This window comes from Methylobacterium amylolyticum, assembly GCF_030700245.1.
GTDB lineage: Bacteria > Pseudomonadota > Alphaproteobacteria > Rhizobiales > Beijerinckiaceae > Methylobacterium.
Genome location: NZ_JAUYZI010000002.1, coordinates 82,442 through 102,719, shown reverse-complemented (window position 1 = coordinate 102,719; position 20,278 = coordinate 82,442). Strand labels below are relative to the sequence as shown.

The 20,278-nt window shown below is 75.2% G+C and carries 24 protein-coding genes and 2 pseudogenes; 20 read left to right on the top strand and 6 right to left on the bottom strand.

Going from position 1 to position 20,278, the window contains the following annotated elements:
- Positions 1–148 precede the first annotated feature (148 nt).
- A complete protein-coding gene (locus Q8W71_RS02245; protein ID WP_305523678.1) occupies positions 149–361 on the top strand; it encodes a hypothetical protein in 213 nt (70 codons plus the stop codon).
- Positions 362–459: 98 nt separating this feature from the next.
- On the top strand, positions 460–1,317 hold the full coding sequence (locus Q8W71_RS02240; RefSeq protein WP_305523677.1) for a DUF6456 domain-containing protein: 858 nt from the start codon (positions 460–462) through the stop codon (positions 1,315–1,317).
- Positions 1,318–1,323: 6 nt separating this feature from the next.
- Here the strand turns inward: Q8W71_RS02240 and Q8W71_RS02235 are convergent, their stop codons facing one another.
- On the bottom strand, positions 1,324–1,746 hold the full coding sequence (locus Q8W71_RS02235) for a SufE family protein (RefSeq protein WP_305523676.1): 423 nt from the start codon (positions 1,744–1,746) through the stop codon (positions 1,324–1,326).
- Between the two features lie 93 nt (positions 1,747–1,839).
- The gene (locus tag Q8W71_RS02230; RefSeq protein ID WP_305523675.1) at positions 1,840–2,904 is read right to left on the bottom strand and encodes a sensor histidine kinase; all 1,065 of its coding nucleotides are present in this window, start codon (positions 2,902–2,904) and stop codon (positions 1,840–1,842) included.
- Between the two features lie 218 nt (positions 2,905–3,122).
- On the opposite strand from Q8W71_RS02230, the gene Q8W71_RS02225 reads away from it, so the two are divergent.
- Together Q8W71_RS02225 and Q8W71_RS02220 are read left to right on the top strand one after the other, a co-directional pair.
- A complete protein-coding gene (locus Q8W71_RS02225; RefSeq protein ID WP_305523674.1) occupies positions 3,123–4,052 on the top strand; it encodes a hypothetical protein in 930 nt (309 codons plus the stop codon).
- The gene (locus Q8W71_RS02220) at positions 3,997–5,271 is read left to right on the top strand and encodes a DNA-packaging protein (RefSeq protein ID WP_305523853.1); all 1,275 of its coding nucleotides are present in this window, start codon (positions 3,997–3,999) and stop codon (positions 5,269–5,271) included. Before Q8W71_RS02225 ends, Q8W71_RS02220 begins: the two co-directional genes overlap by 56 nt.
- Before the next feature lie 343 nt (positions 5,272–5,614).
- Here Q8W71_RS02220 and Q8W71_RS02215 read toward each other — a convergent pair whose 3' ends face one another.
- Positions 5,615–5,881, bottom strand: a complete 267-nt coding sequence (locus tag Q8W71_RS02215; protein WP_305523673.1) for a hypothetical protein — start codon at positions 5,879–5,881, stop codon at positions 5,615–5,617.
- A gap of 539 nt (positions 5,882–6,420) precedes the next feature.
- Here Q8W71_RS02215 and Q8W71_RS02210 point away from each other — a divergent pair.
- The 4 genes from Q8W71_RS02210 to Q8W71_RS02195 all read left to right on the top strand — a co-directional run bounded on the left by Q8W71_RS02210 (position 6,421) and on the right by Q8W71_RS02195 (position 10,885).
- Entirely contained in the window at positions 6,421–7,581 is a 1,161-nt protein-coding gene (locus Q8W71_RS02210; RefSeq protein ID WP_305523672.1) for a phage portal protein, read from the top strand.
- A 153-nt stretch (positions 7,582–7,734) separates the two neighbouring features.
- Positions 7,735–8,256: an HK97 family phage prohead protease gene (locus Q8W71_RS02205; protein ID WP_305523671.1), complete on the top strand. Its 522-nt coding sequence runs from the start codon at positions 7,735–7,737 to the stop codon at positions 8,254–8,256.
- Positions 8,257–8,315: 59 nt separating this feature from the next.
- Positions 8,316–9,647 carry a phage major capsid protein gene (locus tag Q8W71_RS02200; RefSeq protein ID WP_305523852.1) on the top strand — a complete coding sequence of 444 codons (1,332 nt, stop codon included), beginning with the start codon at positions 8,316–8,318 and terminating at the stop codon, positions 9,645–9,647.
- Between the two features lie 170 nt (positions 9,648–9,817).
- Positions 9,818–10,885 carry a hypothetical protein gene (locus tag Q8W71_RS02195; RefSeq protein WP_305523670.1) on the top strand — a complete coding sequence of 356 codons (1,068 nt, stop codon included), beginning with the start codon at positions 9,818–9,820 and terminating at the stop codon, positions 10,883–10,885.
- Positions 10,886–10,916: 31 nt separating this feature from the next.
- Here Q8W71_RS02195 and Q8W71_RS02190 read toward each other — a convergent pair whose 3' ends face one another.
- Complete coding sequence (locus tag Q8W71_RS02190) at positions 10,917–11,807, bottom strand: S1 family peptidase (RefSeq protein ID WP_305523669.1); 891 nt, start codon at positions 11,805–11,807, stop codon at positions 10,917–10,919.
- A gap of 173 nt (positions 11,808–11,980) precedes the next feature.
- Positions 11,981–12,772 carry a S1 family peptidase gene (locus Q8W71_RS02185; protein WP_305523668.1) on the bottom strand — a complete coding sequence of 264 codons (792 nt, stop codon included), beginning with the start codon at positions 12,770–12,772 and terminating at the stop codon, positions 11,981–11,983.
- 27 nt (positions 12,773–12,799) lie between these two features.
- Between Q8W71_RS02185 and Q8W71_RS02180 the strand changes: the two genes are divergently transcribed.
- The 12 genes and pseudogenes from Q8W71_RS02180 to Q8W71_RS02125 form a co-directional block, all read left to right on the top strand.
- Entirely contained in the window at positions 12,800–13,363 is a 564-nt protein-coding gene (locus Q8W71_RS02180) for a head-tail connector protein (protein WP_305523667.1), read from the top strand.
- A 52-nt stretch (positions 13,364–13,415) separates the two neighbouring features.
- A complete protein-coding gene (locus Q8W71_RS02175; protein ID WP_305523666.1) occupies positions 13,416–13,769 on the top strand; it encodes a head-tail adaptor protein in 354 nt (117 codons plus the stop codon).
- A gap of 33 nt (positions 13,770–13,802) precedes the next feature.
- On the top strand, positions 13,803–14,219 hold the full coding sequence (locus Q8W71_RS02170) for a DUF3168 domain-containing protein (RefSeq protein WP_305523665.1): 417 nt from the start codon (positions 13,803–13,805) through the stop codon (positions 14,217–14,219).
- Positions 14,220–14,303: 84 nt separating this feature from the next.
- On the top strand, positions 14,304–14,714 hold the full coding sequence (locus Q8W71_RS02165) for a phage major tail protein, TP901-1 family (protein ID WP_305523664.1): 411 nt from the start codon (positions 14,304–14,306) through the stop codon (positions 14,712–14,714).
- 385 nt (positions 14,715–15,099) lie between these two features.
- Positions 15,100–15,354 (top strand): hypothetical protein, encoded by a 255-nt coding sequence (locus tag Q8W71_RS02160; protein WP_305523663.1) that lies wholly within the window; start codon positions 15,100–15,102, stop codon positions 15,352–15,354.
- Positions 15,355–15,766: 412 nt separating this feature from the next.
- On the top strand, positions 15,767–15,949 hold the full coding sequence (locus Q8W71_RS02155; protein ID WP_305523851.1) for a type II toxin-antitoxin system YafQ family toxin: 183 nt from the start codon (positions 15,767–15,769) through the stop codon (positions 15,947–15,949).
- A 56-nt stretch (positions 15,950–16,005) separates the two neighbouring features.
- Positions 16,006–16,350, top strand: a complete 345-nt coding sequence (locus Q8W71_RS02150; protein ID WP_305523662.1) for a gene transfer agent family protein — start codon at positions 16,006–16,008, stop codon at positions 16,348–16,350.
- 8 nt (positions 16,351–16,358) lie between these two features.
- Complete coding sequence (locus tag Q8W71_RS02145) at positions 16,359–16,595, top strand: phage tail assembly chaperone (protein WP_305523661.1); 237 nt, start codon at positions 16,359–16,361, stop codon at positions 16,593–16,595.
- Positions 16,596–16,605: 10 nt separating this feature from the next.
- Positions 16,606–17,179: pseudogene (locus tag Q8W71_RS02140) on the top strand (phage tail tape measure protein).
- Positions 17,180–17,299: 120 nt separating this feature from the next.
- Positions 17,300–17,935 (top strand): DUF2460 domain-containing protein, encoded by a 636-nt coding sequence (locus Q8W71_RS02135; RefSeq protein WP_305523660.1) that lies wholly within the window; start codon positions 17,300–17,302, stop codon positions 17,933–17,935.
- A gap of 25 nt (positions 17,936–17,960) precedes the next feature.
- The gene (locus Q8W71_RS02130) at positions 17,961–18,836 is read left to right on the top strand and encodes a DUF2163 domain-containing protein (protein ID WP_305523659.1); all 876 of its coding nucleotides are present in this window, start codon (positions 17,961–17,963) and stop codon (positions 18,834–18,836) included.
- 5 nt (positions 18,837–18,841) lie between these two features.
- Positions 18,842–19,288 (top strand): annotated as a pseudogene (locus Q8W71_RS02125) (NlpC/P60 family protein); the annotation flags it as partial.
- 2 nt (positions 19,289–19,290) lie between these two features.
- On the opposite strand, the gene Q8W71_RS02120 reads toward Q8W71_RS02125, so the two are convergent.
- Entirely contained in the window at positions 19,291–20,046 is a 756-nt protein-coding gene (locus tag Q8W71_RS02120; RefSeq protein WP_305523658.1) for a trypsin-like serine peptidase, read from the bottom strand.
- Between the last annotated feature and the right edge of the window lie 232 nt (positions 20,047–20,278).

Below are 20,278 nucleotides of genomic sequence, written 5' to 3'. Positions count from 1 at the left end.
CGCCGGCGGGGACGCAGCCGCCTCCCGGCGGCGCGGCGGGAGGCAGTCCGATCCCGTCCACAACTTACGTTCTGGATTGACTCGCCTCGGCAAAATAGCGCTCGATCGGCCTCGCGCGACGGACGGGCCGCGTGGAGAGCGCGACACCATGGTTTCTTCAGGCCCGCATGACGACGAACCCGAGCTGGACCTCGACGCGATCAACGGCCTTCTGGCCGAATGGGCGGCGCGCTCGGCGTCCGAGAGCGACGCGCTGATCGAGCGCTTCGAGGCGATGGGCTACGAAGTCCGGGGCAAGTCGACAGAGGAGATCGCCGCGGTGCTGCGGCGCGCGCCCACCCGGGCCGCCCGCGGGGGATAACCCGCCGGATTTAGGCCTTCCATCTTGACGTAGGACATTTTTCTATAAATGCTCACTCCGGTCGGGGCGTCGGAGGCGGTGCGAGTATGGAACAAAACATGAACAAAAGCGCGGCGCATCCGTGCGGCCTTGGCCAGGGCGTCGGCGTTCCGCTGTCCCGCCCGGCGCAGCGCCTCCTCGACGCCCTGGCCGAGGCCGGAGCCTACGCCCTGCCCGATCCGCTGAGGGAGGGCGCCCTGCTGGTGCGGCAGGGCGGTGCGGGCGTGTCGGTGGCCCGCGGCCACTTCCCGGATCGCGCGGGGCGGGATCTCGTCGCCGCCGACCTCGCCGAGCGGACGCGGGCCGGTCGCCTCACGCTCAGCGCCGCCGGGCGGGCGCGCCTGCGCCGGGCGGGGGCGAGGGCAGGAGCAAGGGCAGGAGCAGGGGAGGGCGCGGGCTACCTCGCCCAGCACCTCGATCTCCGCCGGGACCGGGGGGCGGCGGACGCGCCCCTGCGCGACGCCTCCGAGAGTCCGCTCGCCTGGATGGCCCGGCGCCGCGACCGCGACGGCCGGCCGCTGCTCGACGCCGCGGGCTACGAGGCCGGGGAGCGCCTGCGCCGCGACATCGCGGCCGCGCTGATGCTGCCGCGGACGGGCACCGACTGGGGAGCGCCGCGAGTCGACGGCGGGGGCCCGCGCGATCCCGCCTCCGCCTCGGACGCGGTGGTCGCCGCCCGGCAGCGGGTGCGCGACGCGCTGGCCGCGGTGGGCAGCGACCTGTCCGGCCTGTTGCTCGACCTGTGCGGCTTCCTGAAGGGGCTGGAGCGGATCGAGGCGGAGCGGCGCTGGCCGGCCCGCTCGGCCAAGGTGGTCGCCCGGATCGCGCTCGGCCGGCTCGCCGAGCATTACGGCTACGAGCGGGAGGCGGTCGGCCCCGAGCGGGTGCGCACGCGCCAGTGGCGGGAGCGGGCCTGATTTCAATCAGGCCGCGAGGGCGGCGGCGTCGCGGCGGATGCGCTCGACCATCGCGCGCACGCCGTTCGAGCGCTTCGAGGTCACGTGAGCGCCGAACCGCAGCTCGCGGAACAGGTCGAGCCCGTCGGTCTCGGCCGCCTCCCGCGGGGTCTTGCCGCCGTAGAGCGCGAGCATCAGCGCGACGAAGCCGCGGACGATGAACGAGTCGCTGAAGCCGTGCAGGGCGAGGCGCGGCGTGCCCGCGGCCTCCGCGACGCCCGCGTCGATCCACACTTGGCTCTCGCAGCCGTGGACCCGGTTCGCCTCGGTGCGCAGCGCGTCGGGCATCGGCGGCAGGGCGCGGCCGAGCTCGATCAGGTATTCGAGGCGCATGTCGTCGTCCTCGATCAGCTCGAAGTTCTCGATGATGGTGTCGATGGGCGGGAGCATGCCGGGCCGGGGGTGAGAGCGCGCGGGGGCGCTATACGCCGGTCGCGCGGCGGTTGCGAATCGAGGACCCTCGCCCTTCCCCTTACCTCCGCCTCAGGCGAGCGGGCCGGTGCGGGGCTCGGGCAGGTGCAGCAGCAGCGGGTCGCCGGGGCTGGCGTCGCCGCTCACCGCGATCTCGGCCTGCGCCGCGTAGGCGGCGATCAGCCGGGGCCCGAGCTTGGGGATGTTGGGCCGGCCGACGGCGTCGGCGTCGCTGAGGCCGGAGACGATCCCGACCCGCAGCGGCAGGCCGGCCTCGGCCCGGATGTCGATCGCGATGGAGCAGGCGACCGATTCGGCGGTGGCGTCCAGGCACTCGGCGACGATCTCGGCGACGATCATGCCCAGCGCGTTGGCGGTGCGCGGCTCGACCAGCCCGGTGCCCGAGCCCTCGACCTGGACGCCGATCCGCCCGACCCGGCGGAGCTGCCCGAGCCCGGAGGCGAGGCGGTGCAGGTAGTCGCGCAGGTCGATCGAGGCGATGTGCGGCGCCTCGTGCAGGTGCTGCTGCACGAGCGCGATCGCCCGCACCCGCTGGCCCAGCGCCTCGAAGCTGCCGCGGCAGGGCTCCGGCGCCGCCCGGCCGTAGAGGCCGATCAGGCTGACCATCACCTGGAGGTTGTTGCGCACCCGGTGATAGACCTCGGCGAGCAAGGCCTCCTTCTCGGCGAGCGCGTGCTCGATGTGCTCCTCGGCGTGCTTGCGGTCGGTGATGTCGAAGCAGGAGCCGAGATAGCCCTGGAAGCGGCCGTCCTCGACCAGCGGGCGGGCGGTGTCGAGCAGCCAGCGGTAGACCCCGTCGTGGCGCCGCAGCCGGAACTCCACGGTGAACGGCTCGCGGGCCGTGAACGCTTCGGCCACGATCCGGGCGTGCCGCTCGAAATCCTCCGGGTGGAGGCCGCTGCGCCAGCCGAGGCCGAGTTCCTCCTCCAGGGGGCGCCCGGTGAAGGCCAGCCAGCACTCGTTGTGGTGGACGGCGTGGCCCCGCGTGTCGGAGCGCCACATCATCAGCGGCACCACGTCCGCGAAGCGGCGGAAGCTGTCGCTCAGCGCCACCGCACCCGCGTCGCCCGCGGCGTCCGGATCGGGCCGGCCCGTCTGTGGTGGCTGCGCGACCATACTGAACCCGATTCGCCCTGCCGAGACGCCCGATGCGGTGGAGAGATGCGCCGGTCAACGTGCCGGTCGGGGTGCCGTTCCGGTCCTTTCCCGGCCTGCCGCAGATGCCGCGGGGCCGTACCCTGAAAAAAGGCACAAGTCAGGAAATTAGAGATTGACAGCGGCGCGCTCCTCCGGTACAAGGAGGGCAGGCTCAGGAAGTGTGCGGGGGCGGCGGGATGCCGTACGAGAGCCATCACCCGCCCGGCCTGCGCGCCGAGGTCGAGGCGCTCCTGCGCGACACCGACCTGAGATTCGTCGACATCGCGGCGCGCACCGGCGTCAGCCGGCACACGGTCGCCACCTGGAACGCCCGCTCGCCCTGGCGGCGGCCGCCGCGGGAGGCGCGCCGGTTCCTGGCGACGTGGCCGGCGGCGCGCCGCGCCGCGCTCGCCCGGCTCTACGCCGAACCTGGGCTCGATCCCGGCGACCTCGCCGAGGCGGCGGGCGTCGCGCGGGAGGCGGGGCCGGACCTGTTCGCGGCGATGGGACTGGCGTGTCCGGATCCGGACGGCGATGCGGGGGCTGATGAAGCCCGCGCCGCCCTCCCTCCCCCCTCTGCGGGGGAGGGTGGCCCCTGCGCGAGCAGGGGTCGGGAGAGGGGCGGCGCGACGGCGCAGGATGCGGCTCGCAGCGCGCCCTCTCCGGACGCGGCGCTCCCCTCTCCCCCCCTGCTACGCAGGGTACCCTCCCCCGCAGAGGGGGGAGGGGGGCCGCGCGGCGGCCGAACCCGCGCCGCGCATCAGGAAGCCTTATCCGGGAAGGGCGGACGTTCGGCACCGCACACGGAGATCGACCCGCCCACCCTGCGCGCGCACCTGCGCGCCCACATCGCCCGGCAGATCGCCGCCTTCGACGCGGCCCTGCGCGGGGAGGGCGCCGCGGTGGTCGATTCGGCCCGGGTGCTGCGCGACCTCGGCGGCCTCAAGCGGCTGTTCGACGAGCTGGTCCGGGAGGATGGGGAGGAGGGCGGCGATGGACCGGAGCCCGACCTGCCCGCCCTGCGCGCGGCCATCGCGCGACGCCTTGCGGGCGGCGGCGGCGCGGGGGACGCTGCCGGCCTTCCTAGAGACCCTGCCGCGGCCGCTGCTCACGGCGCTGGCGGATGACTGGTTCTTCCAGGCCCGGCCCGACCAACTCCCGCCGCCGGGGGACTGGACGGTCTGGGCGGTGATCGGCGGCCGCGGCAGCGGCAAGACCCGGACCGGGGCGGAATGGGTGGACGCGCTGGCCCGGGGCGACCCGGCCTTCGCCGCCAGGCCGGTCGGGCGCATCGCGCTGGTCGGCGAGACCCATCTGGCGGTGCGCGACGTGATGGTGGAGGGGGAGTCGGGCCTGCTCAACCTGCCGGCCCGGGGCCGGGCCCGACCCCTGTGGTCGCCGAGCCTGCGCCGGATCGCGTGGCCGAACGGCGCGGTCGCCCACGCCTACTCCGCGGAGGAGCCCGATTCCCTGCGCGGTCCGCAATTCGGCGCGGCGTGGTGCGACGAGGCCGCCAAGTGGAAGAGTCCGGAGGCCGCCTTCGACATGCTCCAGTTCGGGCTGCGGCTCGGCGCCCGCCCGCGCAGCCTCGTGACCACGACCCCGCGGCCGGTCGCGCTGATCCGCCGGCTGCTCGCCGACCCGCGCACCGCCGTCACCCGCGCCCGCACCGCCGACAACGCGGACAACCTCGCGCCGGACTTCCTCTCGGCGGTGGTCGGGCGCTACGCCGGCACACGGCTCGGCCGCCAGGAACTCGACGGCGAGCTGATCGCCGACCGGCCGGACGGGCTGTGGGAGCGCGGCGCGATCGAGGCGGCCCGCGTGGCCGCCGCGCCGGAGCTGGCGCGGGTGGTCGTCGCGGTCGATCCGCCCGCCGCCTCGACCGCGCGCTCCGACGCCTGCGGCCTCGTCGCGGCCGGGCGGCTCGGCGACCACGCCTACGTGCTGGCGGATGCGAGCCTGTCCCGGGCGAGCCCCGAGGCCTGGGCCGCCGCGGCGCTGGCGCTCTACCACCGGCTCGGCGCCGACGCGCTGGTGGTCGAGGTCAACCAGGGCGGCGAGATGGCCGCCGCGGTGCTCGCCCAGTGCGACCCGGCCGTGCCGGTGACGGCGGTGCGCGCCACCCGCGGCAAGTTCCTGCGGGCGGAGCCGGTGTCGCTGCTCTACGCCCGCGGCCGCGTCCACCACGTCGGCGCCCTGCCGGCGCTGGAGGACGAGCTGTGCGATTTCGGGCCCGAGGGCCTGTCGAGCGGGGCCTCGCCCGACCGGCTCGACGCCCTGGTCTGGGCCCTGACCCACCTGATGCTGGACCCGCGGCCCGAGCCGCGGATCCGCCGGTTGTGAGGGCCCCGGGCTAAGCGGGTTTCGCCGAAGTGGTCGCCGGTCCGGCGTCGAAAACCTGCGATCCACCAAGGATCTAAGTGGGTGAAGCGTTGGCGTGCCCAGAGTACACAACAGTCCGGGGTGCAGCCCCGCGGATCCCATCAGACCCCCTCATCCTGAGGCGCCCCTTGCCGTGGCAAGGGGCCTCGAAGGAGCCCTCCAGAGGGCGCCGCGATCCCTGGAGCCCTCCTTCGAGGCCGCTCCGCGGCACCTCAGGATGAGGAACAGGGTTGGATGCGCCGCCCGGCACGCACTGTCGTGTACCGTGTGGCGTGCCAACGCGAACTTGCTTAGGGCCGGCGCCTCAGCGGGAGCCGCCGCCCCCGCCCTGCGGCGCCGCCCGCGAGGGCTGGCCGGCATTGCCGGCGGAGGAGGAGTCGTTGGAGATCGAGGCGGCCGGGTTGCCGCCCGGGGCGACGGTGCCCGCGGCCGGGGCCCCGGTCGAGTTCGTCTGGGGCGTCGCCACGGTCCCGCCCGGTCCGGGCGTGCCGGGCGGCGTCGTCTGCGCCGACGCGGTGCCGGCGAGCGCCAGCAGCAGCGAGCCGGCGAGAAGGGGAATGCGCACGGACATGAATACCTCAGGGTTGTTTCTGTCGGTGGCAAACGCGTTGGCCGCGAACCGGTTCGAACCTGCGCCGTCCGGGTGAGCGGGCGTGCGGGTGGGCCGATCGTCCCGAGTCCCTTTCCCTGCGGGCCACCGGATTCACCCATCGGCTCCGGATCTGTCGTCGAACCGCAGCGCGTTTCCCTTCCCCCTTTTCCCCTCCCCCTTGTGAGGAGGGGCGAGGGGTGGGGGTGGTGCAGGAGGCACCGCCCCGCTCGATCCGGAACCACCCCCACCTCCACCTCCTCCCCACAAGGGGGAGGAGAGCGCGTCGCGGTTCGCATCGCGCGCGTCGCGCGAGGCACGAGGGCGAAGACGTCGTGTCGGGCCTCCGCGCAAAACAATACGGCGCGCCTCTTCCGAGGCGCGCCGCGAGTCGGTTCGTGGTCTCTGGAACGAACTGCGCGCTGCATACGCCCGCCCGGCCACGGAAGCTGTAGCCGCCGCGCCACGCGCGCTCCGCGGCGGTCGCCGGGTCCGGAATCCCCGCCCACGGAGCCACCGGCATGTCGATCCTCCACACGTCGGGCCTGCTCGGGCGGCTCGCCCGCGCCGCGGGCCTCGCGACCAAGGCGGCGCCGGGCTTCGCGCTCTACGCGGAGGGGCGGCCGAGCTGGACGCCCCGCGATCCGGCGGCGCTGGCGCGGGCCGGCTACGCGCGCAACCCGGTGGTCCACCGGGCGGTGCGGCTCGTGGCCGAATCCGCCGCGAGCCTGCCGCTCGCCGCCGCGGCGGGGGAGGCGGACGGGCTGCTGGCGCTGCTCGCCCGGCCGAACCCGCGCGAGGGCGGCGCGGGGCTGCTCGAGACGGTCTACGCCGACCTGATGCTCGCGGGCACCGCCTACCTGGAGGCGGTGTGCCTCGACGGCCGGATCGCCGCCCTGCAGGCGCTGCGCCCCGAGCGGATGCGGATGCTGCCCGGCCCCGACGGCTGGCCCGCCGCCTACGTCTACACCGCCGGGGGCGGCAGCCGCCGGTTCGACCAGGACGACGGCCCGGTGCCGCCGATTCTGGCGCTCAGCCTGTTCCACCCCGCCGACGACCACGTCGGCCTCGCCCCGATCGAGGCGGCGGCCACCGCGCTCGACATCCACAACGCCGCCGGCGCCTGGAACAAGGCGCTGCTCGACAACGCCGCGCGGCCCTCGGGCGCCCTGGTCTTCGCCGGCGCCGCGCTGAGCGAGCCGCAGTTCGAGCGGCTGAAGGGCGAGCTGGAGGCCAATTACCAGGGCGCCGGCAATGCCGGCCGGCCGCTGCTGCTCGAAGGCGGCCTGGACTGGAAGCCGCTGGCCCTGTCCCCGAAGGACATGGACTTCGTCGAGGCCAAGAACGCCGCGGCCCGGGAGATCGCGCTGGCCTTCGGCGTGCCGCCGCTGCTGCTCGGCCTGCCGGGGGACAACACCCACGCCAACTACGCCGAGGCCAACCGCGCCCTCTACCGCCAGACCCTGATCCCGCTCGCCCGCCGCACCGCGGGGGCGATCGCCACGTGGCTGGAGCCCGCCTTCGGCCCGGTGAACCTGGAGCCCGACCTCGACCGGATCGAGGCGCTGGCCTCCGAGCGCGAATCCCTGTGGCGCCGGGTGCAGGCCGCCGACTTCCTGACGGTGGCCGAGAAGCGCGAGGCGGTCGGCTACCCCGCGGAAGTCCCGGGGTCCGGGGCCTGAGGGCGCCGCATCGTCATCGCGAGCCGCAGGCGAAGCGATCCAGGGCGGCGCCACGGTCGTAGGCCTCGCGCTTCCCTGGGTCGCTTCGCTGCGCTCGCGATGACGGCGGATGCGCGGCGCGCGCCGATTCCAACACCGCTTCGGAGCACAGCGATGGACGGCCACTTCACCGGCTACGCCAGCGTGTTCGGCGTGCCCGACCTCGGGCGCGACGTGGTGGTCGCGGGCGCCTTCGCGGGCAGCCTCGCCCGGCGCGGGGCGGGGGGCGTGCGGATGCTGTTCCAGCACGACCCCGCCGAGCCGATCGGCCGCTGGATCGCCCTGCGCGAGGACGCCCGCGGGCTGTTCGCGGAGGGCCAGCTCAACCTCGCCGTGCAACGCGCCCGGGAGGTCGACGCGCTGATGCGCGGCGGCGGCCTCGACGGCCTGTCGATCGGCTTCCGCACACTGCGCGCCCGGCCCGGCGCCGGGGGGGAGCGCCGGCTGCTCGGCGTCGACCTGTGGGAGATCTCCCTGGTGACCTTCCCCCTCCAGCCCGGGGCGCGGGCGAGCCCGGATCTCGGCCCGGATTCCGGCCCGTCGCCCGACGCGCTCCGCGGCCTCGCCCGGCGGATCGCTCCCGTCGCCCGACCTCTCGCCCGCTCCGCCGCCGGCCGCGTGGCCGCACGGCCCTGACCCCTCGACCCCGGAAGACGAGACACGCCATGACCCACGCCGCAATGACCGACGCTGCCATGACCCACGCTGCCGTGACCCAAGCCCCCGTGACCCGAGCCGCCGAGACCAAGAGCCTCCTCCCCGACCTGGAGAACAAGGCCGGCCGGGCCGACCCCCTCGCCAGCCCCTTGCCCGGCCCCTTGCCCGGGCCGCTCGACGACCTCGCCGCCGCCTTCGAGGCGTTCAAGGAGACCAACGACGCCCGCCTCGGGCAGATCGAGGGGCGGCTGTCCGCCGACGTGCTGACCGAGGAGAAGCTCGCCCGCATCGACGCGGCGCTCGACGCCGCCCGCACCCGCCTCGACCGGATCAGCCTCGACCGGGCGCGGCCGCCGCTCGGGCGGATCGGCGGGCAGGCGGGTGGCCACGGGGAGCCCGCCGCCGGGGAGCACAAGGCGGCCTTCGACCTCTACGTGCGGGCCGGCGAGAGCGCCGGGCTCAAGCGCCTGGAGGCCAAGGCGCTGTCGGCCGGCTCCGGCCCCGACGGCGGCTACCTCGTGCCCGGCAGCCTGGAGCGGACGGTGCTGGCGCGCCTCGGGACGATCTCGCCGATCCGGTCGATCGCCGGCGTGCAGCAGATCTCCGGCGGGCAGTACAAGCGCGCGGTCGCGGTGGGCGCGCCCGTGACCGGCTGGGCGGCCGAGACCGCGCCGCGCCCGCAGACCGACGGGCCGGCCCTGTCCGAGATCGCCTTCCCGGCGATGGAGCTCTACGCGATGCCGGCCGCGACGCAGACGCTGCTCGACGACGCGGTGGTCGACGTCGACGCGTGGCTCGCGGGCGAGATCGAGACCGCCTTCGCCGAGCAGGAGGGGGTGGCCTTCGTCACCGGCAACGGGGTCAGCCGCCCGCGCGGCTTCCTCAGCTCCGACACGGTCGCCAACGCGGCCTGGGCTCCGGGCAAGCTCGGCTTCGTCGCCACCGGCGCGGCCGGCGCCTTCCCGACCACCAACCCGGCCGACGTGCTGTTCGACCTCGTCTACGCCCTGCGGGCCGGCTACCGCCAGAACGCCGGCTTCGTGATGAACCGGCGGGTCCAGAGCGCGATCCGCAAGTTCAAGGACGCGGACGGCACCTACCTGTGGCAGCCCGCGCTCGCCGCCGGCCGGCCCGCGACGCTCGCCGGCTTCCCCGTCACCGAGGCCGAGGCGATGCCCGACCTCGCCGCGGGCAGCCTGTCGGTGGCCTTCGGCGATTTCCGCCGCGGCTACCTCGTGGTCGACCGCACCGGGCTGCGGGTGCTGCGCGACCCCTACTCGGCCAAGCCCTACGTGCTGTTCTACACCACCAAGCGCGTCGGCGGCGGGGTGCAGGATTTCGACGCGATCAAGCTGCTGAAGTTCGCCTGACGGGGGCGCCCATCCCGTACAGGCTGCATCGCCCCGGTAAACCTGACCGAGCATTGTAAATGCGCGCCAGGTTGCGAGTGGGCGTCGTAATAAACCTGGATGAAACACGTGCCGTGGTCTGCCTATCCCGGCGCGGCGGCCGGACGCCGCCGCTTCGGGGTCGGGCCGGGATGCGGTGGGACGGGGCGCAGAACGCCAAGGCCGAGGTGTTCCGGCGGGCCTTCGGCTACGCGGCGGCCGGCGCCGGGCCGGACGGCGTCCCGGCCTTCCTGCCGTGCCCGGACAGCGCGGTCGGCGAGCGCGTCGCCCGGGGGCGGCGGGAGGGGCTGCGCGCCGCCGCCGACCTGATCGCGGTCGGGGTCTCGGCGATGCCGGGGGACCCGCGGCAGGTGGTGCTGGCGCTCGTCCTCCAGCACCACCGCCTCCGCGACCACCCGATCGTGCTGCGCGCCCGCCAGATCGCCGGCGCGACGGAATGCGCGCTCGTCGTCGCCGGCCCCGCCGTGCCGCCGGGCGCGGCCGATCCCGGCACGCACCGCCCCCTGCGCCTCGGGGCGCCGGTGGGCCGCGCGGACGCCCCGCCGGGGTCGCTCGGCTTCTTCGCCACCTGCCGGGCGAGCGGGGCGCGCGGCTTCGTCTCGACCAACCACGCCCTCGCGGACGCCAACGCGGGCGCCCCGGGGGACCCGATCCTGCACCTCGGCGCCGCGGCGGCACCGGGAGAGGCGCGGCAAGGGGCGCACCAAGGGGCGCGGCAAGGGGCCCGGCAGGTGGCGCGGCTGCGCCGGTTCCGCGCGATCGACGGCGCGGCCGGCGGGATCAACACGGTCGACGGCGCCTTCGCGGAACTGATCGAGGGGATCGCCTGCCAGCCGCACCGGATCGGCGAACCCCTCGACGCGCCCGGCGACCCGGGGGCGCTCCTCGAGCGGGGGATGGCCGTCGTCAAGGTCGGCCCGGCGACGGAGCGGACCGCGGGGACGGTCGCGGTCGTGCGGCTCGACAACCTCACGACCACCCTGCGCGCGGGCGGCTTCGCCCGGTTCGACGGACAGGTCGCCGTCCGCGGCGGCGCGGCGCGCTTCGCGGCGCCGGGCGACGGCGGTGCGCTGGTCGCCACCCGGACGGGACGGCCGGTGGGGCTCCTCCACGCGGTCACGACCGGCGGCCTCGCCTATGCCAGCCCGATCCGCGACGTCCTCGATGCCCTGGACGTGGACCTGCACGCGCGCCCGTGAGGACCGCGCGACGCCGCGGTCCGGCGCCCCGTCACCGCCGCGCCGGCCGCGCCATCCAGTCGGAGCGGTTGCCCCGCGGCAGCGCCTGCCCGACCTGGATCTGCGACAGCTCGGCGGCGCGGGTGGCGATCCAGCCGGTGTGCTCGGCCACCGGCGTCACGGCGGTGAAGCCGCCGCAGGCGGTGCGCCGGGCGCCCTGCTGGAGGGCACCGCTCGACCAGCTCACCACGCCGACGATCCTGTAGCCGCCCGGGCCGCCCTGGAGGATCGGGCCGCCGGAATCGCCGAGGCAGGCGCCCGCGCCCGCCGTCTCGGCGAGCCGGCGCCGGTCGGTGACGACGGTGACCCGGTTGGCGACCTGGAGGGAGCCGATCGAGACGAGGTGGGCCTGCCGCAGCACGCGGGCGGAGCCGCGCCGGTTCTCGGCCACCACGCCAAAGCCGGCGATGTCGACCGGGTCCCCGGTGCCGATCGCCCCGGCGCCGCGCGGGTCGAGGGGGGCGTAGTCGCCGCCCAGCGGCCGCTCCAGCTTGAGCAGCGCGAGGTCGACCCCCGGCTGGTCCTCCGGCGTGGTGCCGGGCACGAAGTCCGGGTGCATCGTCGCCAGGATCGCCGCGGTGCGGTGCTGGCGGAACCCCCGGTCGACGCTGATCACGCTGTAGCCGGCCGGGCGCATCACGCAGTGGGCCGCGGTCAGCACGAGATCGGGGGCGATGAGGGTGCCCGAGCAGATCTCGCCGGCCGTGCTCTCGATGCGCACGACGAAGCTGCGCGTCCCGTTCGGGTCGCGGGCGACCTGCCCGTCGATCACCGCCCGGGCCGGCACGGCGGCCAGGATGGGCGCCGAGAGAGCGGCCGCCCCGAGCAGGGCGCCGCGCAGCGCCGCACGCAGGCCGGCCTTGCGGGGGAAGCGTGCGGGCATCGGGTACTCCCAGGAGGGGCCGGCGGACGAGGGGGCCGGCCGTGCGGTCTGATGTGACCTTGGCCGGAGCCTAGAACAAGGCAATCCTCCGGCCAAGCCGCGGTTCCGATCCGCGCACGCGGCATCCCGCCGGATCCGCCCCGAGGCGGCCGCCCCGATTCAGCCGCCCCGGATCACCCGTCCCAGCGGGCGGTGCGGTCCCAGCCGGCGAGCGTCCGGTCGATCCAGGCCCGCTGGGGGCCGACCAGCACACCCTGCGTGAGGCCGCCGCAGGCGCCGCCGATCCAGGCGGCGACCGCGACCACCGCCCCGTCCGGTCCCGTGACCGGGCCGCCGGAATCGCCCTGGCAGCCGCCGATCCCGGGCGCCCCCCGGAGCCAGACGAGGATCCGGCTCGGCCCGTAGGGCTCGACCACCGGGACGGCGACGCCCCGGAAGGTACCGGTGGAGCGCGGATCGCCGGCCTTGGCCGCGCCGTACCCTGAGAGCGTCAGGCTCTCCCCGGCCCGGGGCATCGCCGCGCTCAGAGTCTCGGGGGAAAAGCGCGGCGGCAGGGCCGTGGCGGTGCGCAGGAGCGCGAGGTCGATCGAGCGCCGCCGCCCGGCGGCCGCCCCGGCGTCGTAGCCCGGATGCACCGCCCGCGCCGCCACCTCGACCAGCACCGGCTGGCCGGAGGCGTCGCGGAAATGGACCCTGAGGTCGCTCGCGCCCGCCACGCAGTGGCCGGCGGTCAGCACGGTCTCGGGGGCGAGCACCACGCCGGTGCAGACGCCGCCGTTCGCGGTCAGCACCATCACCGCGCCGCCGGCCGGCGCCTCGGCCCCGCCGACGATCGCCCGCGCGGGCCCGGCGGTCAGGGCCGCGCAGGCCGCCAAGGCGATGGCCGAGACGATGGCCGAGACGGCTGCCGGGACGGCGGCCGCGGCGCGGCGGGCGCCCGGGAGGCGGCGCGGGACGGACGGCATCGAGGGAATTCCTGGGAGAGCTGGGCGATGATTCCGATACGCGCCGACACCGCGATCGTCGAGCCGGTGAGCGTGGCCGACCTGCGCGGCTACCTGCGCCTCGATCCCGACGACGGCGGCGCCGAGGACGCGCTGCTCGCGAGCCTGATCGCCGCCGCCCGCGCGAGCCTGGAGATCGAGGCCCGGCGGGTGCTGGTGCCGGGCCGCTACCGGATCGCCCTGGCGGCCTGGCCCCGGGACGGCCGGCTGCCGCTGCCGGTGAGCCCCCTCGTCGCCCTGGTCCGCGCCGGGTTCACGGACACGGGCGGGGCGGTGACCGAGCTCGCGCCCGACCTCGTCCGCCTCGGGCCCGACCGGATCGAGGCGCCCGCCCTGCTGGTCGATCCGGCCGCTCCGGAGCCGTCCGGCCGCACCATCCTGATCGAGGTGACGGCCGGCTTCGGCGGCGACGGGCCGCCGCTGCCCGCGCCCCTGCGCCTCGCGGTGCTGCGCCTCGCCGCCGCCCGCTACGAGCACCGCGGCGACGAGCCGGACGCCGCCGGGCCCGACGCCGCGGCGCTGGCCGCGCCCTTCCGCCGGATGCGGCTCTGACCCGCACCCCCGTCCCGCGCCCGCACCCCCGTTTCGCGACCCGGAGCCCGCCATGGCGACGACCCCACGACGCCCGCCGATCGGGGCGCGGCGGCGGCGCTTCGTCCTCGAACTGCCGATCGAGGAGCCCGACGGCTTCGGCGGCGTGCTCCGCCGCTACGTGGCCGGGCCGGTGCTGTGGGGCGCGATCAGCCCGGTCGGCGCGGTCGCCCGCGAGGCCGGCGGCCGGACCGACACGCTCGCCACCCACCGGATCACCCTGCGGGCCCAACCCTCCCTGAGCCCGGCGATGCGCCTGACCGCCGGGCCGCGCCGCTTCGCGATCCGGGTGGTGGGCGATCCCGACGCGGCGGGCCGCGACCTCGTCTGCCAGGTCGAGGAACTGCCGCCGGAGGCGAAGGCATGAGCCGGGAATCCAGGACAGCCGGAAATCCATGACATGAGCGATCCGAGCCCGCTCCTGGCCCTGCGCGCCGGCCTGCTCGCGCGCTTCGCCGCCGACCCGGCGCTGGTCGCCCTGCTCGGCGGCCGCGCCCGGCTCCACGACGAGCCGCCCCCCGGCAGCGTGCCGGTCTACGCCCTGTTCGGCGACGCCGAGATCCGCGACGATTCCGTCGACGGCGCCGCGCGCCACCTGCACCGCCACGAGATCGCGGTGATCGCCCGCCCGGGCTCGGTCCGCACCGCGCTGGACGCCGCCGAGCGGATGGCCGCGCTCCTCGGCGAGCCGGCCATGCCGCTCCAGGGCTGCCGCCTCGTCCTCCTGCGGGTCAGCGCCCTCAAGGCGCACCGCAACCCGCGCACCGGCGAGGCCCGGGCCAGCCTGACGGTCGAGGCCGTCACCGAGACCACCTGAGACCGGCCGGCGACGGGGCCATGCAGCGCCTTCTGCCCCCGTGACTGCGGGGCGGCGCTTGAGGATGACGACGGGAGCGACACGATGGGCGCGCAACGGGGCAAGGACCTGCTGATCCGGGCCGGGGACGGCGCCGGCGGCTTCGTGGCGGTGGCGGGCCTGCGCGCCCGCCAGATCACCCTCAACGCCGAGACGGTGGACGTGACCAACGCCGATTCCGCCGGGCGCTGGCGCGAGCTGCTCGCCGGCGCGGGCGTGCGCCGGGCGGCGCTGTCGGGCTCCGGGGTTTTCCGGGATCAAGCCTCCGACGCCCGCCTGCGCCAGATCTTCTTCGACGGCACGATCGAGACCTACCAGGTGGTGGTGCCCGAGTTCGGGACCCTCCAGGGGCCGTTCCAGATCGCGAGCCTCGAGTATCGCGGCGACCACGCGGGCGAGGTGACCTTCGACATGAGCCTCGACTCGGCCGGGGCGCTGGCTTTCACGGCGCTCTGAGAGCGTTCCGCTGGCGGGCGTCTCCGCGCCGCATGAGATTGCTCCCGGGGAACGGAGTGGAGCATGGCCGACGCTCGCGTGCAGACGCCGATCGACCCGGTGGTGAAGGAGGAGGCGGCCGCCGTCCTCGCCGGGATCGTCGCCCGAGTATGACGAAGGCGTGCGACTTTGGGCCCTCAGCGGCCAGCACTGACGGCGACGGGGTTGGCTACGGCACCGTTCAGCCCTATCTGACTATCAACCCGTGGATAACGCCGAATTGTTGCAAGGAGGCAACAGCTCGGCGTTTTCGACTCTTAAGGGTGCGTTCTGATACCTCTTGGCTGGCTTCCTTCAGCCAAGCTTCACGTACACCGCGCTTCCCTCGTGCGCCGTGGGGCTTGAGATGAACATGACCTTGCGTGGGCTGAGCAGCAGGTTCGGGCTTGTCGGTCTGGTCAATGTCACCCAGGCTGCTCCGGTCACTGCGCCACTTCAGCTTGACCGCGCGTTTGATCGCGATACCTACAATCCGGCCGACGATGTGATGCCCGAAGCTGTCGCCGCATTGCAGGCGAAGTCGGACGCTTATCGCGGCGACGGTGAGTGGGTCTTCCCCGAAGACGATGAGCAATCCGGAGAAGCCGTCCCCGCCGCTTGAACCTTTTTGGTTCCCGGATCGGCCGATCTCGTATGACATAGTGGCCTGTCATTACCCTGGCGATCCAAAGCCGGACCCGCGTCCCTGCCTCGTCTTTAGTGCAACATCCGATCGCAGGAATCCGCAGCATCATATGCTGCGTGTTTACTATGGCACAAAGGTACTGAAATATTCCACCAGGGGCCATTTGGATCTCTACGTCACAGATGAGGCGGATTGGCGGGCGTTTGGATTGTCTTATCCGACAAGGTTTGATTTAGATCAAAGATCGGATCTCGTATATAACGACCAAATTTTTACTCCATGGCGCGGCCGGCCGACACCTGTCATCGGTCACCTAAGCGATGATTACATCACAGAGTGCCGTCGTCTCCTGGCCGAAAGGCGCCGATCCTAGCTCACTTCTGGGTGCATCTGCTCCATAAGACCGGATCGACCCCTCGCACCGCGTAACCGCGACCACGCGCCGATCGGTGACTGGTGCGACTACCGCGACTGCCACGTCAAACCGGATCTCGTCCTGATCGACCGGCTCCCGGACGCGGGCACGCTGCAACGGGTGCGTCTCGGCTCCCACGCCGAACTGGGGCTCTGACGCGCTCCCGATCGGGCGCCGCTGCCCGTCCCACACGACAGCTCGGAAGACATCCCATGGCCAACCGCAGGCGCGGCGAGGTGCCGCTCGAACTCGGGGGTGAGCGCTACACCCTGTGCTTCACCCTCGGCGCCCTGGCCGAGCTGGAGGATGCGCTGCGGGCCGGCGACGTCGCCGGGCTGGGCGAACGCCTTGGCGCCGGCCGGCTCGGGGCCCGGGACCTGATCGCGCTGCTCGGGGCGGCCCTGCGTGGCGGCGGCCACACCATCAACGATGCGGGGGTGGGGCGGCTGCCGATCGCGGGCGGCCTGGAGGCCGTGACGGATGCCCTCGGTGCGGCGCTGGCAGCGGCCTTCGGGGAGGGCCCCGCGGAAAACCCTATGGTGCCGCGGAGGGCCTAGACCCGGGCGTGAGCGTCCCCGAGGACGCCCGCCCCGCCTTTCCGTGGGACGACGCCCTGGCCTTCGGCCTCGGGACCTTGCGCTGGCGCCCCCGGGACTTCTGGGCGGCGACGCCGGTGGAACTCGCCGCGGCACTCGGCCGCCGCGGCCGGGCCGCGTCGCTGACCCGCGCCGGGTTCACGCGGCTGCTCGCCACCCATCCCGATCCCATCCTTCCCGACCCCATCCATCCCGATCCGTGCTGAGGAGCCCGCGATGGCCGAGACCGACGCCGACCGCCAGAACGCCGCGCGCATCCGGCAGCTCGAAGCGCTCGACCGCCTCGCCCAGAATTTCGGCCGCAACCTCAGCGCCGCCTTCACCCGCGGCACCGCCTCCGGCCGCGGCCTCGACGGGGTGCTCGGCACGATCGGGACCAAGCTCGCGCGCGCCGCGGGCACCGCCGCGGCCGCCCCGGTGCGGGGGGGGGGTGAGCGGCCTCGTCAACGCCCTGCTCGGTGCCGGCTCCGCCTCGGAGGGCTTCGCCCGCGGCGGCGTGCTCCAGGGCGGGCGCGTGCGGCCGTTCGCGGCCGGCGGGGTGGTGGCCGCGCCGACCTACTTCCCGATGGCCGATGGTGCCGGGCTGATGGGCGAGGCCGGGCCCGAGGCGATCCTGCCGCTCAGCCGCGGCGCGGACGGCCGCCTCGGCGTCGCGGCGGGCGGGGCGGCGCGGCCGGTCTCGGTGACCGTCAACATCGCCACCCCGGATCCGGCCGCCTTCCGCCGCTCGGAGGCGCAGGTGAGCGCGAGCCTCGCCCGCGCCGTCGCCCGCGGCCAGCGCGCGCTCTGAACCCTTTTCGCGCTGCCCTCGATCGGGATCGGGGGCGCCCGCCGCACGGGCGGCGGCGCGCGGTCGCGCTCGCGGCCGGCGCGCCGCCGGCCGGGTGCCGCGCCGTGACGGGAGCCCCCGATGGCCGACGATTTCCACGAGGTGCTGTTCCCCCTCGACGTGTCGCTGCGCGGCAGCGGCGGCCCGCGGCGGCTGACCGAGATCGTGACGCTGGCCTCGGGGCGCGAACACCGCAACGGCCGCTGGGCCGATTCCCGCCGCCGCTACGACGCCGGCTTCGGCGTGCGCGGCCTCGACGCCCTGTACGCGGTGCTGGCCTTCTTCGAGGAGCGGCGCGGGCGCCTCTACGGCTTCCGCTACCGCGACCGGGTCGATTTCCGCTCCGGGCCGCCGGGGCGGGCGCCGGGCCCCCTCGACCAGCCGCTCGGGACCGGCGACGGCCGGACCACGGCGTTCCAGCTCGCCAAGACCTACGGCGCCGGCTTCGCGCCCTACCGCCGGGTCATCGCCAAGCCGGTGGCCGGCAGCGTGCGCGTGGCGGTGGCCGGCACGCCGCTGCCGGGCAGCGCCTTCGCCTGCGACCCGGCCACCGGGCGCGTGACGCTCTCGGCCGCCCCGGCCGCGGGCGCCGCGGTGACGGCGGGCTTCGCCTTCGACGTGCCGGTCCGCTTCGACACCGACGACCTGTCGATCGACCTCGCTGCCTTCACCGCCGGCGAGATCCCGCGGGTGCCGCTGGTCGAGATCGTGCCCTGAACGGTCGAACGCAGGTCCGAGCGCCATGAGAACCCTGCCCGACGCCGTCGCCGCCCACCTCGCGGGGGGCGTCACCACCCTGTGCCGCTGTTGGTCGCTGCGGCGGCGCGACGGGGTGGCGCTGGGCTTCACCGACCACGACCGCGACCTGACCTTCTCCGGCCTCGTCCACGCCGCCGGCACCGGCCTGGAGGCGGCGGAGGCGAGCGCCGAGTCGGGGCTCGCCGTCTCCGGCGGCGACGTGGCGGGGGCGCTGAGTTCGCTCGGCCTGACCGAGGCCGACATCGCCGGCGGGCTCTACGACGGGGCGTCGGTCGAGACCTGGCTCGTCGACTGGACGAACCCCGAGACCCGCCTGCTCCTCGACCTCGGCACGGTCGGCGAGGTGCGCCGCACCGGCGACGCCTTCGTCGCCGAGATCCGCGGGCTCACCGACCGGCTCGACGCCGAGCGCGGCCGGACCTACCGCGCCACCTGCGGCGCCGACCTCGGCGACGCCCGCTGCCGGGTGGATCTCGCGGGGTGGCGGGTGACGGGCACCGTCGCGGGCGTGCCGGAACCCGCGACGCTGGCCGTGACGCTGGCCGGCGGCTTCGACGACGGCGCCTTCACCGGCGGCCGCCTGACCTGGGGCGACGGCGCCAATGCCGGGCTCGGCATGGACGTGCGGCTCCAGCTCGGCGGCCTGATCGAGCTGTGGGAGCGCCCGCCGCGGCCCGTCGCCCCGGGGGACGGCTTCACCCTCACCGCCGGCTGCGACAAGCGGCTCGCGACCTGCCGCGACCGCTTCGCCAACGCGGTGAACTTCCAGGGCTTCCCGCACATGCCGGGCAACGACGCGGTGCTCCGGGTCGTGCCGGGCTCCGCGCCGGTCCTCGACGGCGGCAGCCTGTTCCGGTGAGCGCGATGGCGGACGACACCACCGGCGCGGCGGCGCTCAGCGAGGCCCGCCGCTGGCTCGGCACGCCCTATCGGCACCAGGGCTCGCTGCGCGGCGTCGGCTGCGACTGCCTCGGGCTGCTGCGCGGGGTCTGGCGGGCGCTGCACGGGGACGAGCCCGAGCCGGTCCCGCCCTACGCCGCCACCTGGGCGGAATCGGCGGCGCCGGGCCGCGACCCGTTCGCCGAGGCGGCGTCCCGCCACCTCGTGCCGGTGCCCGGCCCGCTCGCGGCCTACGCGCCGGAGCCCGGCGACGTGCTGCTCTTCGCGTTCCGCCGCCACCGGCCGGCCCGGCACTGCGCGCTCGCCACCGGCGAGGGCGGCATGATCCACGCCCACGACCGGGCGGCGGTGGCCGAGGTGGCGCTGACCCCGTGGTGGCGCCGCCATCTCGTGGGGGCGTTCCGGTTCCCCGCTCAGCGCTCGGAGGCGAGCGCCGCCTCCGCCGCCGCCCGGAAGCTTCCCGCCGGCACCGCGAGCGAGGGCGGCGTGCCGGCGGTGGTGGCCACGAGCACGCCGACCACCGCCGGCTCCGCGCCGGACAGGTCGATGAGCGCCGAGCCCGACTCGCCGTGCGCGATCCGGCAGGAATGATCGAGCAGCGCCGGCCCGGCCGGGTCGGCGCGGGCGGTGCAGCCGGTCTCGACGCTGACGATCTGGCTGGCATCCGCCCGGTAGCCGGCGTGCAGGATCCCGGTGAGCGTGCCCGTCACGGTGCCGGCGGCGACCGCCAGCGGCCGCAGCGGGATGTCGGCGGCGAGCGCCACCACCGCCCAGTCCCGGGCGAGGCTCTCCCGGTCGGTGCCGAAGCGGTAGGCGTCGGGCTTCACGTAGGCGCGCGCGGTCGCGTGGGCGGTGTAGCGCCCCTGCGCGTAGCCGGCGACGAAGTGGACGTTGCCTGGCTCCACCCAGACCTTCCGCGCCCGGTCGTAGAGGCAGTGCGCGGCGGTCAGCACGTGCCGCCGGCCGATCAGCGTCGCGGTGCAGAACTGCCGGCTGCCCGGGCCGGTGACCACGTTGAGCTTCCCCACCGCATTCACCGGGAAGGCGTGCGGGTCCGTGCGCGGGTCGGTGGACGGGGTCTGGGGCAGGGGGTGGACGAGGGATTGAGCCTGGGCGGCACACGGGCCGGCGAGGATGCCCGCGAGGGTGAGGGCACGGCGAAGGCTCAACGGTCGGTCGCCTCCGCACCTACAAAGGATTCCGGAACGTCGAAGGCTGTGAAGCGCATCCGCCACGTCCCTTGAAATCCGCAGCCATCGCCCGCGTGCCGACAGCATGCATCCGCAGGTTGGCTTCCGAGACCGGCGCGTCGAGCCACGAACATCCGAATTACGACCCGGGTCACCGGCGTGTCCACCGGCGTCCTTGCGAGCGGAGCGAAGCAATCCAGCAGCGCGACGC

Excerpts from the sequence above, each read along its gene's own strand:
- Q8W71_RS02165 (WP_305523664.1), top strand. The coding sequence starts at position 14,304 with ATGGGCGCGCAACGGGGCAAGGACCTGCTGATCCGGGCCGGGGACGGC.
- Q8W71_RS02160 (WP_305523663.1), top strand. The coding sequence starts at position 15,100 with ATGAACATGACCTTGCGTGGGCTGAGCAGCAGGTTCGGGCTTGTCGGT.
- Q8W71_RS02135 (WP_305523660.1), top strand. The coding sequence starts at position 17,300 with ATGGCCGACGATTTCCACGAGGTGCTGTTCCCCCTCGACGTGTCGCTG.
- Q8W71_RS02205 (WP_305523671.1), top strand. The coding sequence starts at position 7,735 with ATGGACGGCCACTTCACCGGCTACGCCAGCGTGTTCGGCGTGCCCGAC.
- Q8W71_RS02170 (WP_305523665.1), top strand. The coding sequence starts at position 13,803 with ATGAGCGATCCGAGCCCGCTCCTGGCCCTGCGCGCCGGCCTGCTCGCG.
- Q8W71_RS02190 (WP_305523669.1), bottom strand. The coding sequence starts at position 11,807 with ATGCCCGCACGCTTCCCCCGCAAGGCCGGCCTGCGTGCGGCGCTGCGC.
- Q8W71_RS02245 (WP_305523678.1), top strand. The coding sequence starts at position 149 with ATGGTTTCTTCAGGCCCGCATGACGACGAACCCGAGCTGGACCTCGAC.
- Q8W71_RS02210 (WP_305523672.1), top strand. The coding sequence starts at position 6,421 with ATGTCGATCCTCCACACGTCGGGCCTGCTCGGGCGGCTCGCCCGCGCC.
- Q8W71_RS02195 (WP_305523670.1), top strand. The coding sequence starts at position 9,818 with ATGCGGTGGGACGGGGCGCAGAACGCCAAGGCCGAGGTGTTCCGGCGG.
- Q8W71_RS02240 (WP_305523677.1), top strand. The coding sequence starts at position 460 with ATGAACAAAAGCGCGGCGCATCCGTGCGGCCTTGGCCAGGGCGTCGGC.
- Q8W71_RS02150 (WP_305523662.1), top strand. The coding sequence starts at position 16,006 with ATGGCCAACCGCAGGCGCGGCGAGGTGCCGCTCGAACTCGGGGGTGAG.
- Q8W71_RS02175 (WP_305523666.1), top strand. The coding sequence starts at position 13,416 with ATGGCGACGACCCCACGACGCCCGCCGATCGGGGCGCGGCGGCGGCGC.
- Q8W71_RS02230 (WP_305523675.1), bottom strand. The coding sequence starts at position 2,904 with ATGGTCGCGCAGCCACCACAGACGGGCCGGCCCGATCCGGACGCCGCG.
- Q8W71_RS02185 (WP_305523668.1), bottom strand. The coding sequence starts at position 12,772 with ATGCCGTCCGTCCCGCGCCGCCTCCCGGGCGCCCGCCGCGCCGCGGCC.
- Q8W71_RS02130 (WP_305523659.1), top strand. The coding sequence starts at position 17,961 with ATGAGAACCCTGCCCGACGCCGTCGCCGCCCACCTCGCGGGGGGCGTC.
- Q8W71_RS02225 (WP_305523674.1), top strand. The coding sequence starts at position 3,123 with ATGCCGTACGAGAGCCATCACCCGCCCGGCCTGCGCGCCGAGGTCGAG.
- Q8W71_RS02180 (WP_305523667.1), top strand. The coding sequence starts at position 12,800 with ATGATTCCGATACGCGCCGACACCGCGATCGTCGAGCCGGTGAGCGTG.
- Q8W71_RS02235 (WP_305523676.1), bottom strand. The coding sequence starts at position 1,746 with ATGCTCCCGCCCATCGACACCATCATCGAGAACTTCGAGCTGATCGAG.
- Q8W71_RS02215 (WP_305523673.1), bottom strand. The coding sequence starts at position 5,881 with ATGTCCGTGCGCATTCCCCTTCTCGCCGGCTCGCTGCTGCTGGCGCTC.
- Q8W71_RS02200 (WP_305523852.1), top strand. The coding sequence starts at position 8,316 with ATGACCCACGCTGCCGTGACCCAAGCCCCCGTGACCCGAGCCGCCGAG.